The 13,480-nt window shown below is 63.3% G+C and carries 14 protein-coding genes; 7 read left to right on the top strand and 7 right to left on the bottom strand.

From position 1 onward, the window contains the following. Nucleotides 1–138 precede the first annotated feature (138 nt). The 3 genes from rpoN to ptsN all read left to right on the top strand — a co-directional run bounded on the left by rpoN (nucleotide 139) and on the right by ptsN (nucleotide 3,059). The gene (gene rpoN, locus L867_RS0121650; RefSeq protein WP_028738770.1) at nucleotides 139–1,707 is read left to right on the top strand and encodes an RNA polymerase factor sigma-54; all 1,569 of its coding nucleotides are present in this window, start codon (nucleotides 139–141) and stop codon (nucleotides 1,705–1,707) included. A gap of 231 nt (nucleotides 1,708–1,938) precedes the next feature. Continuing rightward, on the top strand, nucleotides 1,939–2,523 hold the full coding sequence (gene hpf / locus L867_RS0121645; RefSeq protein ID WP_028738769.1) for a ribosome hibernation-promoting factor, HPF/YfiA family: 585 nt from the start codon (nucleotides 1,939–1,941) through the stop codon (nucleotides 2,521–2,523). A gap of 71 nt (nucleotides 2,524–2,594) precedes the next feature. Then, nucleotides 2,595–3,059 carry a PTS IIA-like nitrogen regulatory protein PtsN gene (ptsN, locus tag L867_RS0121640; RefSeq protein WP_028738768.1) on the top strand — a complete coding sequence of 155 codons (465 nt, stop codon included), beginning with the start codon at nucleotides 2,595–2,597 and terminating at the stop codon, nucleotides 3,057–3,059. 72 nt (nucleotides 3,060–3,131) lie between these two features. Here ptsN and grpE read toward each other — a convergent pair whose 3' ends face one another. Next, nucleotides 3,132–3,752 (bottom strand): nucleotide exchange factor GrpE, encoded by a 621-nt coding sequence (gene grpE, locus L867_RS0121635; protein WP_028738767.1) that lies wholly within the window; start codon nucleotides 3,750–3,752, stop codon nucleotides 3,132–3,134. Between the two features lie 99 nt (nucleotides 3,753–3,851). After that, entirely contained in the window at nucleotides 3,852–4,940 is a 1,089-nt protein-coding gene (hrcA, locus tag L867_RS0121630; RefSeq protein ID WP_028738766.1) for a heat-inducible transcriptional repressor HrcA, read from the bottom strand. A gap of 172 nt (nucleotides 4,941–5,112) precedes the next feature. Here hrcA and rph point away from each other — a divergent pair, with 172 nt between their 5' ends. The 4 genes from rph to hemW are packed head-to-tail and all read left to right on the top strand — an operon-like array spanning nucleotide 5,113 to nucleotide 8,118. Continuing rightward, on the top strand, nucleotides 5,113–5,829 hold the full coding sequence (gene rph, locus L867_RS0121625; RefSeq protein WP_028738765.1) for a ribonuclease PH: 717 nt from the start codon (nucleotides 5,113–5,115) through the stop codon (nucleotides 5,827–5,829). A gap of 27 nt (nucleotides 5,830–5,856) precedes the next feature. Continuing rightward, on the top strand, nucleotides 5,857–6,273 hold the full coding sequence (locus tag L867_RS0121620; protein ID WP_028738764.1) for a VOC family protein: 417 nt from the start codon (nucleotides 5,857–5,859) through the stop codon (nucleotides 6,271–6,273). An 11-nt stretch (nucleotides 6,274–6,284) separates the two neighbouring features. Next, complete coding sequence (gene rdgB, locus L867_RS0121615; protein WP_028738763.1) at nucleotides 6,285–6,929, top strand: RdgB/HAM1 family non-canonical purine NTP pyrophosphatase; 645 nt, start codon at nucleotides 6,285–6,287, stop codon at nucleotides 6,927–6,929. After that, nucleotides 6,862–8,118, top strand: a complete 1,257-nt coding sequence (gene hemW, locus L867_RS0121610) for a radical SAM family heme chaperone HemW (protein WP_084638687.1) — start codon at nucleotides 6,862–6,864, stop codon at nucleotides 8,116–8,118. Before rdgB ends, hemW begins: the two co-directional genes overlap by 68 nt. 26 nt (nucleotides 8,119–8,144) lie before the next feature. Here hemW and L867_RS0121605 read toward each other — a convergent pair whose 3' ends face one another. The 5 genes from L867_RS0121605 to mutM form a co-directional block, all read right to left on the bottom strand. Further along, a complete protein-coding gene (locus tag L867_RS0121605; protein ID WP_028738761.1) occupies nucleotides 8,145–8,738 on the bottom strand; it encodes a class I SAM-dependent methyltransferase in 594 nt (197 codons plus the stop codon). Between the two features lie 57 nt (nucleotides 8,739–8,795). Continuing rightward, nucleotides 8,796–10,349, bottom strand: a complete 1,554-nt coding sequence (gene dnaA, locus L867_RS0121600) for a chromosomal replication initiator protein DnaA (protein ID WP_028738760.1) — start codon at nucleotides 10,347–10,349, stop codon at nucleotides 8,796–8,798. Nucleotides 10,350–11,208: 859 nt separating this feature from the next. Further along, nucleotides 11,209–11,475: a 30S ribosomal protein S20 gene (rpsT, locus tag L867_RS0121595; RefSeq protein WP_028738759.1), complete on the bottom strand. Its 267-nt coding sequence runs from the start codon at nucleotides 11,473–11,475 to the stop codon at nucleotides 11,209–11,211. Between the two features lie 189 nt (nucleotides 11,476–11,664). Continuing rightward, nucleotides 11,665–12,438 (bottom strand): enoyl-CoA hydratase, encoded by a 774-nt coding sequence (locus tag L867_RS0121590; RefSeq protein ID WP_028738758.1) that lies wholly within the window; start codon nucleotides 12,436–12,438, stop codon nucleotides 11,665–11,667. A 26-nt stretch (nucleotides 12,439–12,464) separates the two neighbouring features. After that, a complete protein-coding gene (mutM, locus tag L867_RS0121585; RefSeq protein WP_028738757.1) occupies nucleotides 12,465–13,361 on the bottom strand; it encodes a bifunctional DNA-formamidopyrimidine glycosylase/DNA-(apurinic or apyrimidinic site) lyase in 897 nt (298 codons plus the stop codon). Nucleotides 13,362–13,480: the final 119 nt, after the last annotated feature.

The raw sequence follows: 13,480 nt of genomic DNA, 5'->3' as shown, positions 1-13,480 counted from the left end.
GAAATTCACCCGCCCTCCACGGTTCGGCTTGACCAAACGCCTCAAAAAAGCAATTTTTGGGCCAAGTGGAGTTTTGCGGAATTTTCGGCACCATCGCGCTGGAGATTCCAGGGGAATGTAGGGGAGTTTCGCGTCCGCATGGCTTTGTCGGCCAACCTATTCCTGCGCCAGAACCAGTCCCTGGTCATGACACCGCAACTGATGCAATCCATCCAGTTGCTGCAGATGACCCATCTCGAACTGATTCATTTCATCTCGCAGGAGGTGGAGAAGAATCCGCTGCTCGAGATGGCGTCGGATGACGGAGAACCGACCGGGGAGTCACGATCCGGCGGCAATGACGAAGCACAGTCGACCGCCCAGGCCGACAACAATGCGAGCGACGAAGGCAGTCCGGGCGCTTCGCTGGACAGCGAATGGTACGAGCCGGGCCATGGCAACAGCCTCAACGACCGTCTCGACTCCAACTTCGACAGCGCGCTTTCCGACGAGGGCACCGCCACCCGGGCCGACGCTCCGGAACTGCTCGGCCAGTGGAAGTCGATGCCCGGTGCCGGCTCGGAATCGGGGGAAGGCTACGACCTTGATGATTTCGTCGCGGGCCAGATCAGCATTCGCGACCATCTCAACCAGCAGGTTCCCTTCGCCCTTGCCAAGCCGGGTGATCGCCTGATCGCCGCGGTCCTTACCGATCATCTCGATGAGGCCGGCTACCTGCGCGCCGATCTGGCCGAGGTCGCGGCCCGCCTCGGCGACGACGTCGAACGCGTTTCGGCCGTTCTGGACATCCTGCAGAACCTCGACCCGCCAGGGATATTTGCCCGATCCTTGAGCGAATGCCTCTCTATCCAGCTCAGACAGCGCAACCGACTGGACCCGGCTATGCAGGCGCTGGTCGACAATCTCGAACTGCTCGCCAAGCGCGATTTCAACACCCTGAAGAAACTCTGCGGCGTCGACGAGGAAGATCTCATCGACATGCTGGCCGAGATCCGCAAGCTGAACCCGAAGCCCGGCAGCGGCTTCGAGAACACCATTCTCGAATCGGTCATACCGGATATCGTCGTGCGCCCGGCGCCGAACTGCACCTGGCAGGTCGAGCTCAATCCGGATGCCCTGCCCCGCATTCTGGTCAACCAGAATTACGTGACGGCGGTGGGCAAGGGCAGCAAGGCCTCCGACAAGGACCAGGCCTTCCTCTCGGAATGCCTGCAGAACGCCAATTGGCTGACGCGCAGCCTCGACCAGCGCGCCCGCACGATCGTCAAGGTGGCGTGCGAAATCGTCCGGCAGCAGGACGCCTTCCTGCAACACGGCGTCGATCATCTGCGCCCGCTCAATCTCAAGACCGTGGCCGACGCGATCAAGATGCACGAATCGACGGTCAGCCGGGTGACGTCGAACAAATACATGCTGACCCCGCGCGGGCTGTTCGAGCTCAAGTATTTCTTCAGCGTCTCGATCAATTCGGCTGAAGGCGGCGACAATCACTCGGCCGAGGCGGTGCGCCACCGGATCCGCACGATGATCGCCCAGGAAAGCCCGGAAGCGGTGCTGTCCGACGACGATATCGTGCATACCCTGAAGTCCTCGGGCGTCGATCTGGCGCGACGGACCGTGGCAAAATACCGCGAGGCGATGAACATCCCGTCCTCGGTGCAGCGGCGGCGCGAGAAGCGGGCGATTGCCAGGGTCTCGGCAATTTAGGATTGCGCAAATTCCGGTCAGGTTGAGGAAAAGTTAAGAAGACGTTGACTTTTGCAGACTGCGGGGCTAGAAGCCCGCCGCGATCGACACGGGTTAACAGACGGTCCGACTTATCCCCAGCACCCGCCCGGCACACAGGAAACGAACCGACATTAGCGCTCGAAAAGCTTGGATGCGGAAGGGGCTTGGCGTAAACTGATTTCGCCAACCAATGATAAGAAGGGAAACGCCATGAGTGTTCGTGTATCCGGCAAACATATGGAAATCGGCGATGCTTTCCGGCAGAAGATCGGTGAGCGGGTCGAGGACGCCGTCACGAAGTACTTCGACGGAGGGTATTCGGGTCAGGTTACCGTGACCAAGTCGGCAGCCGCTGCAGCGCAGTTCGTGGCCGATTGCATGGTGCACCTGGACGCGGGTGCCAACCTGCAGGCCACCGGTTCCGCCAATGATCCGCAGATCGCTTTCGACATGGCGGCAGACCGTATCGAGAAGCGCCTGCGCCGCTACAAGCGCAAGCTCAAGGATCACCACCCGGCCAACCAGTCCAACCCGTCGATCGAGATCGCCTACACGGTGATGGACGCAGTGCCGGACGAACATGATGAAGTGCCTGAGGATTACGCGCCGACGATCGTCGCCGAAAGCACCAAGCGGCTGCGCACCATGTCGGTGGCCAATGCCGTCATGGCGCTCGACATGACCGACGAACCGGTCCTGCTGTTCCGCAGCCCGGGCAATCAGGAAGTCAACATCGTCTACCGTCGCACCGACGGCAATATCGGATGGATCGATTCCGCCAACATCAAGGGCTGAAGAGCCCAATGGCAAGCGGCGGTCCGCCGCCGCTTGCTTCACCTTGTCTCGGCGGCATGAAGGATTTTGAAATGGCCTTGGCAGATTTGCTGCAACAAGATGCGGTCGTTCCCGCCCTTCGGGTAAATTCCAAGAAGCAGTTGCTGCAGGAATTGGCGGCCAAGGCCGCGAAGCTGACCGGCATTCCCGAGCGGGAAATCTTCGACGTCATCCTGCAGCGCGAGCGGCTCGGCTCCACCGGGGTGGGCAACGGTATCGCCATTCCGCACGGCAAGCTCAATCGCATCCACACCATTACCGGCATCTTCGCGCGGCTGGAGACAGCGGTCGACTTCGAGGCCCTTGACGACCAGCCGGTCGATCTCGTGTTCCTGCTGCTTGCGCCCGAAGGGGCCGGCGCCGATCATCTGAAGGCGCTGTCGCGCATCGCCCGCGTCCTGCGCGACCAGGATCTGGTGGCCAAGCTGCGCGCGACCGATTCCGCGTCGGCCATCTATGCCTTCCTCAACGAGGAACAGGCGTCGAACGCCGCCTGATCGCACAGACAAGACAGCAAGAAAAAAGCGCCCGATGGGCGCTTTTTTTGTTTAATCGTCCGGTCCGGCGGATCAGGCGTTCCTGGCGTCCGCGGCCTCGCCGTTGGCCTCGGCCTTCGGGCCACCCTTGGCAACGCCGACCATGGCCGGGCGAAGCACCCGGTCGCCGATCGCGTAGCCGGCCTGGACCACCTGCACGACGGTGTTGTTCGGCACGTCCGGATTGGGAATTTCGAACATCGCCTGATGGAAGTTCGGATCGAACTTCTGGCCTTCGGCGTCGATCTTGCGAACGCCGTGGCGCTCGAGCGTCGAGAGCATGCCGCGCTCGGTCATCTCCACGCCTTCGACCAGGGCCGAAAGGCCGGCATCAGCAGCGGCGCGGGCTTCATCCGGCAGGGCTTCGAGCGCGCGGCGCAGATTGTCGGAGACCGCCAGCATGTCACGGGCAAAGCCGGTGACGGCATAGGTCTTGGCATCCTTCAGCTCGCGTTCGGTGCGGCGACGCAGGTTGTCCATCTCCGCAGCCAGCCGCAGGAAACGGTCGCGCAGTTCGGCATTTTCGGCCTTCAGCGCTTCCAACGGATCGACCGGTTCATTGCCGGCCATGTTGGCTGCGTCCTGCGCCATGTCGGCTGCGGCCGTCTCGCCGGCCGTTGCGTCAGGTCCGTTGTTGTTGGCTTCGTCGGTCATGACGTCCTCCGAGTGACAGTGTTTGGAATTCCTGCCCGATATCAGGGTTTAAGGTGGAAAAATCAAGGCTTGGGCGAAAGAAGTCTGGAGCCCGGCGGGCTACAGCCCCGTCCGCGACAATCGCGCCATCAGCTGGGCCGTGTAGTCGACCATCGGCACGATGCGGGAATAGTTGAGCCGCGTCGGACCGATGACGCCGACCGCGCCGACGATCCGGTCCTCGCCGTCGCGATAGGGCGCGACGATCAGCGACGAGCCGGACAGCGAAAACAGCTTGTTTTCGGAGCCGATGAAGATGCGCACGCCGGGACCGCTTTCGGCGAGATTGAGGATCTCGATCAGGCTTTCCTTGCGCTCCAGATCGTCGAACAGCAGCCGCAGCCGGTCGATGTCCTCGGAGCCGGCGAGCCCTTCCAGCAGATTGGCACGGCCGCGCACGATCAGCCGCGTCGGCTTTTCCTCGTCGCTGCCGCCGGACCAGACGGCAAGGCCGCGCTCCACCAGATCCTGCGACAGGGTATCGAGTTCGCCGGCCACCTGCTGCTTCAACCGCACGAGCTGGGTGCGCAGTTCGGGCAGTGTCTGGCCTGTCATGTTGGCGTTGAGGAAATTGGCGGCCTCGGTCAGCTGAGAGGCGGTAATGCCGGCCGGCAGGTCGATGATGCGGTTTTCGACCTGGTTATGCTCGCCGACCAGCACGGCAAGCGCCTTTGTGGGCTCGAGCCGGATGAATTCGACATGCTTGAGGATGGGGTCGTTCTTGGCCGAGATGACCAGACCCGCGCCGCGCGACAGGCCGGACAGCATGCGGCTTGCCTCGGTGAGCAGGCTTTCCATCGGCTGGGCGGGACCCGGCGGGCGGATCTGCCGCTCGATGCTGCCGCGTTCCTCGGCGGTCAGATCGCCGACCTGCATGAAGGCATCGACGAAGAAGCGCAGTCCCTGCTGCGTCGGCAGGCGCCCGGCGCTGATATGCGGGGAATAGATCAACCCCAGATCCTCGAGGTCGGCCATCACATTGCGCACCGATGCGGGCGACAGCGACGTGGACAGGAGGCGGGACAGGTTGCGCGAGCCGAGCGGATCGCCGGATTCGAGATAGGTCTCGACGATACGCCGAAAGACCTCCCGGGAGCGATCATCCAGGGAGGCTGCCACGTCCTTGGACAGTGACGTCGGAGATTTCATTCGTCGCGCAGGCTTGGTTGGTCTGTCATTGTGCTGAAATATAGTCACTCCGGCACCGATCACCAATGGGGAATTTCGTCAAGTTCCGCCGGAATCGGCCTGCTCCATGGTTTTTCTTTGCAAATCGCAACCACGGACCGTAGAAGGCCACTAACGATCCAAGGAGTGGGCAATGCGGCCATCAGGCAGAAAAACCGACCAAATGCGCAAGGTGTCCTTCGAGCGCAATTTTTCCAAGCACGCGGAGGGTTCCTGCCTCGTCAAGTTCGGCGACACGCATGTGCTGTGCACTGCGAGCCTCGAGGAAAAGACCCCACCGTGGCTGCGCAACAGCGGCAAGGGCTGGGTCACGGCCGAATACGGCATGCTGCCGCGCGCCACCGGCGACCGCATGAAGCGCGAGGCCGCAGCCGGCAAGCAGGGCGGCCGCACGCAGGAAATCCAGCGGCTGATTGGCCGCTCGCTGCGCGCCATCGTTGATCTCGAAGCGCTCGGCGAGCGCCAGATCACGCTTGACTGCGACGTGATCCAGGCCGATGGCGGCACCCGCACGGCATCGATCACCGGTGCGTGGATTGCGTTGCACGACTGCCTGAAATGGATGGAAACCCGCAACATGGTGAAGGTCGAGAAGGTCCTGAAAGACCACGTCGCGGCCATTTCCTGCGGCATCTTCGCCAACCAGCCGGTCATCGACCTCGACTATCTGGAAGATTCGGCAGCCGAAACCGACGCCAATTTCGTCATGACCGGCTCCGGCGCGATCGTCGAGGTACAGGGCACCGCCGAAGGCGCGCCGTTCTCCGAAGAGGAATTCCTGACGCTGATGCGGCTTGCCCGCGGTGGTATCGGCGAACTTGTCGAGATGCAGAAGCAGGCCCTGCTCTAGGCGAGACAGACCAGAGGAACGGGAGACGTGGCGCAGCCCTTGGACGGTATCCTGGAGACAGCGATCTACGCCGCTGACCTCGATGCGGCGGAGGCTTTCTATGGCGGCGTGCTCGGCCTGGAAAAGGTGACCCGGCAGGCAAATCGGCATCTCTTCTACCGCTGCGGACCCGGCATCCTCCTGATCTTCAACCCGGCCGAGACGGCAAAGCCCGTCCCGGCCGGCGCCCTGCCGGTGCCAAGCCATGGGGCGACCGGACCCGGCCATGTCTGCTTCCGCGTGCGCGGCGAGCAGATGGACGGGATCGTCGCGCGGCTGCAGGCAGCGGGCGTGCCGGTGGAATCGGACTTCTGCTGGTCGAACGGAGCGCGTTCCATCTACTTCCGCGATCCGGCCGGCAACAGCCTGGAATGCGCAGAGCCCAGGCTCTGGAACCTCGAATAGGATTTGACCGCATGCGCAAGCTCGACACCCGCACCATAGTCGTCGCCAGCCACAATGCCGGCAAGATCGCCGAGATCGCCGACCTGATCGGCCCGTTCGGCTTTTCCGCTCGGAGCGCCGCCGAACTGAAGTTCGCCGAACCGGACGAGACCGGCACGACCTTCGAGGAAAACGCCGCGATCAAGGCGCTGGCCTCAGCCCGCGCCGCCGGCATGCCGGCGCTCTCCGACGATTCCGGCCTGGTCGTCGATGCCCTCGACGGGGCGCCCGGCGTCTACACCGCCAACTGGGCGGAGCGCGAGGACGGCAGCCGCGATTTCGCCATGGCCATGGAGAAGGTCGAAAAGGCTCTTGCCGAACGCGGCGTCACCACGCCCGAACAGCGCAGCGGGCGTTTCGTCAGCGTGCTGTGCCTGGCCTGGCCCGACGGTCACACGGAGATGTTTCGCGGCGAGGTGGAGGGCACGATCGTCTGGCCGCCGCGCGGCACCAAGGGCTTCGGTTACGATCCGGTCTTCCAGCCTGAAGGTTTCGACACCACCTTCGGCGAGATGACGTCGGAACAGAAGCATGGCTGGAAACCCGGCGATGCGCAGGCTCTCTCCCACCGGGCGCGCGCCTTCAAGATCTTCGTCGAAACCTGCCTGGAGGCCTGAGCCGCCGATGCTAGAGGCCCCGCCGCTTCTCCTGCCCGATACCGGCGAACCGGGCTTCGGCGTTTACGTGCACTGGCCGTTCTGCGCGGCCAAGTGCCCGTATTGCGATTTCAACAGCCATGTCCGCCACCAGCCGGTCGACCAGCCGCGCTTCGTCTCCGCCTTCCTGCGGGAGATGGAGGAGATGCGGCGGCTGAGCGGCCCCAAGACCGTCACCAGCATCTTTCTCGGCGGCGGCACGCCCTCGCTGATGGATCCGGCAACCGTCGGCGCGATCCTCGACGGCATTGCCCGCCAGTGGCATGTGCCCGACGGCATCGAGATCACCATGGAGGCCAATCCGTCGAGTGTCGAGGCCACCCGCTTTCGCGGCTATCGCGCAGCCGGCGTCAACCGCGCCTCGCTCGGCGTGCAGGCGCTCAACGATCCGGACCTGAAGTTCCTCGGCCGGCTGCACGATGTCGAGGATGCCTTGAAGGCGATCCGGCTGGCGCGCGAGATCTTTCCGCGCATGTCCTTCGACCTGATCTATGCCCGGCCGCACCAGACCGTCGAGGCCTGGGAAAAGGAACTTCGCCAGGCGATCTCCTATGCGGTCGACCACCTGTCGCTCTACCAGCTGACGATCGAGGAGGGCACGGCCTTCTTCGGCCTGCACAAGGCCGGCAAGTTCATCGTGCCGGACGAAGAACAGGCCGCACTGCTCTACGAGGCGACGCAGGAAATCACGGCAAGCGAAGGGCTTCCGGCCTACGAGGTTTCCAACCATGCCCGCCCGGGCGCGGAAAGCCGGCACAACCTCACCTACTGGCGCTATGGCGACTATGCCGGCATCGGCCCCGGCGCCCACGGTCGGCTGACGCGCGGCCGCGACAAGCTTGCGACCGCGACCGAACGCAATCCGGAAGGCTGGCTTGCCGCCGTCGAGCGCGACGGCCACGGCATGATCGAACAGGAATTGCTGGGATCGGACGAGCAGGCCGACGAGCTGCTGTTGATGGGGCTTCGGCTGCGCGAAGGCGTGGACCTTGCCCGCTGGCAGCAGCTTTCCGGCCGCGATCCGGATCCGGTGCGCGAGCAGACTTTACTGGAACACGGTTTCATCGAGAGGCTCGGCAATTCGCGGCTGCGCTGCACGCCCAAGGGCATGCTGATCCTCGACGCGGTGGTGGCCGATCTCGCCTGCTGAGAAGGTCGGCGGTGCGCCTGGCATGGTCAGCCGCGCGCCCAGACATGGAGCCAGTCGGTCGGCTCGCCGTCATAGCCGCCGCCGGACGCCGTCTCTATCCGGGGCGTGGCAAATCCAGCGAGAAGATAGGCATCCGTCAGCCATTCCTGGTCGGGCCGATTGTAGTAGCGGCCGAAGCGATCGCCCCCCTCCTCGACCCCTGCCTTGAAACTTGCATGGAAGTGGCCTCCGTCCCTCAGCGCGCGGCGGATGCGGCGAAGGACATCGGGAAGCTCGGCGCGGGGCACGTGCAGCAGGCAGGCATTGGCCCAGACGCCGTCATAGGCAGCCACCTCGTCCAGACCGGAAAAGCGCATCACCCGGACGGGAAGCCCGAGCCTTGCCTCCGCCTCACGCGCCATGGCGGCCGAACCGTCCGTCGGCGTCACGGCAAAGCCGCGTTCGATCAGCCATGCGCTGTCAGCGCCCGCACCGCAACCGAGCTCCAGGATCGTGCCGCCCGGCGGCAACAGGTCGGCGAAAGCCGTCAGCCGCGCGACCGGTTCCTGGCGTTGCCGGGCCGCATAGGTGGCCGCGTTCTCGTCATAGAAGGCGATCGGCTTGTCCGGTGAGTTCTCCAAGTCGTGGCTCCGCGATTGGCCGCAACGAAGAAGGCCGGCGTTTCCACCGGCCTTCCGTCATGCGTTGTTTTCGTTGATCAGCCGCTTGAGCAGCTCGATCTCGTGGCTGAGCTTGGTGTCCTCGCCGACCAGTTCCTCGATCTTGCGCACCGCATGCAGCACGGTCGTGTGATCGCGCCCGCCAAAGCGGCGGCCGATTTCCGGAAAGGAGCGCGGCGTCAGCGTCTTGGCGAGATACATGGCGATCTGGCGCGGCTTGACGATGACACGGGTGCGGCGGTTCGACACCAGTTCCTGGCGCGAGACATTGTAGTGGCGTGCGACGATGCGCTGGATGTCCTCGATACGGACGCGCTTCTGCTCGGCGGCGCCGACCAGATGGGCGAGCAGTTCGTCGACCCGTTCGACCGACAGGTTCGGCTCGAAGGAGCGGCGGAAGATCAGCTGGTTGAAGGCGCCTTCCAGGTCGCGGCCGCTGCTCGTCACGTTGCGCGCGACGTGCGACAGGATTTCCAGCGGAATGTCGAGCGATGCGTCGTCCTTCTTGGCGGCATCAAGCCGGCTCTTCAGCATTTCCAGGCGCATCTCGTAGTCCGGCGCTTCCATCTCGATGGCAACGCCACCCTGGAGGCGCGAACGCACCCGCGGATCGAGCGATTCCAGCTCCCAGGGGGCGCGGTCGGCGGCGACGACGACCTGCTTGGCGCTGTCGAGCAGCATGTTGAGGAGATGGCAGAATTCGTGCTGGATCATCTTGCCCTGCAGGAACTGCATGTCGTCGATAATCAACAGGTCGATATGGCGCAGCGAGTCCTTGAGCGTCAGGGCATCGTTGTCGCGGATCGCGGTGGCAAAGCGCCACATGAAATATTCGGCCGTCAGATAGACGACGCGCGGCGCGCGCGGGCTGTGCACGGCGGCATTGGCGATCGCCTGCAACAGGTGGGTCTTGCCCAGCCCGACGGAGGAGTGAATGAACAACGGGTTGAAGCGAACGGCGCCGGCGCCGGCTTCGGCAATCGTCTTGGCGGCGGCAAGGGCCACGCGGTTCGACGCGCCTTCGACATAGCCGTCAAAGGTATAGCGGCTGTCGAGCGGCGAACCGAAGAGCGGGCCGTTCGGGGTGCTGCGCGTTGCCGGCGCATTGCCGACAGGCCCTGCGAGCTGGCCGATCGACTGGGCGGAAGACTTGCGGGTCGGCGCGGCGGGGGCCGTTTCCGCTGCCGGACGCTCGTCGGCGGCCGGGGCCTTCAGGTTGCGGCTTGCGCTGCGCACCAGGATCTCGACTTTCAGGATCGCCGGATCTTCCTGCTGGAAAATGCTGGTGATCAGGTCGAGGTAACGGTTGTTGATCCACGACTTGAGGAAAGTCGTCGGCACCGTCAGGCGCACGAGGCTCTTCGAGGCGGAGTGCAACTTCAGTCGACCGAACCAGCTGGCATAGACATCGGGACCGACCTGCGCCTTCAGCCGCTGGCTGAAGCGCTCGAACAGCACATCATGCTTCATTTCGGAATTGTCCCCTGCCGCATCGGAGCATACGGCGCCGAGCGCCGTCTGTGCATGGTCCCTGTTAACCAGCGCACCGGCCGTCACTGTATTCATCTGCATTTCGCCGCCTTTTCACTTCTCTGTCCCACCGGGCGCTGAACGTCCGATGTGCAACTTTTATCCCCGTGCGGTGTGCCGGGCCGCGCCCTCAAGAAGACGACGGCCACACCCCTTCATCGCGTGGCCTGCCCCAGCCAAAGGGTTCCCCATGCGACACGAAACGCGGTCACTGCAACAGCGACTTACATCCCGCAAATTCCGGCGGATCTTTCATCCTCGACATGAAAGACCTTGGCCGTGGCGGCGATCCGTTCCCATTCCTGTTCTTCCGCGCCGACTGATCACCGACGTTTTCGACAAAATCCCCCTTCCGCGGAAACCATGAGATTCCCGGCGCAAGACCAACACTGTCTGAAAAAACGGAATAGGGTAATCCCGCCACAAGAGACGATGAGTGGTCCTGACACGCAATTTGCCAGTTCAGATCACCCCCGGAGGTCAACTCCGCGCCCCTTGTTGAGAAGCATTAAGGCAGGATCAAAAGTGAAGATCAACTGTGATTTTTACGCAAAATTAAACCGCGGCCATTGACTCCCGCGCCCTCATCAGACTGTCACAATTACCGTCTGGAGAATCGCTTTTGAATCAACGAGATTCAAAAAAGGGCGGGGAGGAGCAGGGGAAAATCGCCCAAAAATAAAAATTCGCTTGACTCGAAACCGGGGCCACCTGCCGTTAAGTGAAGCCACCAGCGGCCGGCATTCCTCCCGTATCCATCTGAATTTATTGTGTTTTTTCTGTCATCCAGTTGACACCCAATTGTCAAACGGACCGCAGACCAAAGTCGAACCGAGCAAACGCAGAAAAAGCCCGGCTTCGCAGCCAGGCTCATTCAATCGTGACAAAAATGCGGCGAAAATTAGATCGCCAGCGCCTTAACGCGGCTCGCGAGACGCGAGATCTTGCGCGAAGCGGTGTTGGCGTGAACCACACCCTTGCCGGCTGCACGCTGCAGTTCCGGCTGTGCCGCCTGCAAGGCGTCCTTGGCGAGAGCGGCATCACCGGAGGCGATGGCTTCCTCGACCTTGCGGATGAAACCGCGAACGCGGGAACGGCGAGCCTTGTTGACTGCAGTACGGCGAGCGATCTTGCGGGTCGCCTTCTTCGCCGAAGTTGTATTGGCCATGGATGCCTCTCTTCGAATTCAAACCAAAACCCGCCACCGCCGCGTCGGGTCGTTGCGACCTGCCATATCAGCAATTCGGGAGCTATTCTCGGAAGAGCCATTGGCTCTCCCAACCGTGGGCGGGCATATAGCCCGAAAGCGCAGGGTCGTCAACGCGCAATTTGCAGGAAATCGCGCGTTGCGAGTCCCTTAGCGGTTCTTGAACACCGGCTTGCGCTTCTCAGTGAAGGCCGCCATGCCTTCCTTCTGGTCTTCCGTGGCAAAGAGCGAATGGAAAAGACGGCGCTCGAAGAGCAGCCCTTCACTCAGTGTCTGCTCGAAGGCCCGGCTGACAGTCTCCTTGACCATGCCGACGGCGGTCTGCGAAAAGCCGGCGATCTTCTCCGCCGCAGCCACCGCCTCGTCCAGCAGGCGCTCCTGGTCCACCACCCGCGCGACCAGTCCGGCGCTCTCGGCCTCGTGGGCGTCCATCAGCCGGCCGGTGAGGCAGAGGTCCATCGCCTTGGCCTTGCCGACCGCGCGCGTGAGGCGCTGGGTGCCGCCCATGCCCGGGATGACGCCGAGGGTGATTTCCGGCTGGCCGAACTTCGCCGTCTTGGCGGCGATGATGAAGTCGCACATCATGGCGAGTTCGCAGCCGCCGCCAAGCGCAAAGCCTGACACTGCGGCAATCATCGGCTTGCGGAAGCCCGCGACATCGTCCCAGCCGCTGAACAGATCGCCCCGATAGGCATCGACGAAGTCGAGCGACTGCATCTCCTTGATATCGGCGCCGGCGGCAAAGGCCTTTTCCGAACCGGTCAGCACGACGGCGCCGATGCCGTCATCCGCCTGCAGTTCACCGAGCAGCTGGCGCATTTCGGCCAGCACGGTCGAATTCAGCGCATTCAGCGCCTGCGGCCGGTTGAGCGTGATGATCGCCACGCGGCCGCGGGTCTCCAGCAGGAGGGTTTCATAGGTCATCGGTATCTCCCGTTTCTTCTTGAAGTCTATTTCTGGCAGTCACGACAATAGAATGACGAACGGCCGCCCTGCACGATGCGCTCGACCCTACCGCCGCAGCCGGGCGTGCGGCAAGCTTCACCCTCGCGGTCGTAGACGCAGAAACTGTGCTGAAAATAGCCGAGCGTGCCGTCGGTCTGGATATAGTCGCGCAACGACGAGCCGCCCGCCTCGATCGCCTCGGCGATCACCGCACGGATCGCCTCGGTGAGCGACTGCAGTTCCTTTTTCGGCCGGCCGGTCGCCGTCACCAGGGTCGCGGCCGCGCGCTTCGGCGACAGGTGCGATCGCCACAGCGCCTCGCACACATAGATATTGCCAAGTCCGGCCACGACCTTCTGATCGAGCAGGGCCGTCTTCAGCGGTTGCTGCTTGCCGGCGAAACGGCCGGCGAGATAGGCGGCGTCGAGCGTATTGCCGACGGGCTCGGGCCCGAGCTCGCGAAAGGCGGGATAGGCATCGAGATCGTTGCGCAGCGCCAAATCCATGAAGCCGAAACGGCGCGGGTCATTATAGATCACGCGCGCGACGCCCCTGCCCTGCGGTCGTTCAAGATGAAAGATGACGTGATCGTGCTTTTCGTCCTTCGACCGGGCATGGTGGAAATCGCCTGGCTGGTCGGACCTTTCCCCTTCCTCGATGCGGAACGATCCTGACATGCCGAGATGGGCGACCACGGTCGTTCCGTCGTCGAGATCGATCAGCAGGTATTTGGCGCGCCGGGCGAGACCGACGATCAGCCGGCCGGTCAGCCGTGCGACGAAATCGCGCGGCAGGGGAAAGCGCAGGTCGGGACGACGCAGCTCGACCCGCTGCATCACCGCCCCTTCCATGGTCGGCGAAAGCCCTCTTTTGACCGTCTCGACCTCTGGCAATTCCGGCATTGCATCCCATCTTTCCGTTTGAACGGCGCCTGAAACGTCTGTAGACCAGCGCAACAGCGCGTTTGCCGGCCAGGCCCGAGATAGCGCGCCTGAGGCGATTTCGCTATGGTCTTTCGACC

The sequence above is a fragment of the Paenirhizobium selenitireducens ATCC BAA-1503 genome, from assembly GCF_000518785.1.
In the GTDB taxonomy this organism is placed as follows: domain Bacteria; phylum Pseudomonadota; class Alphaproteobacteria; order Rhizobiales; family Rhizobiaceae; genus Allorhizobium; species Allorhizobium selenitireducens.
This window is presented reverse-complemented; position numbering and strand designations above follow the sequence as displayed.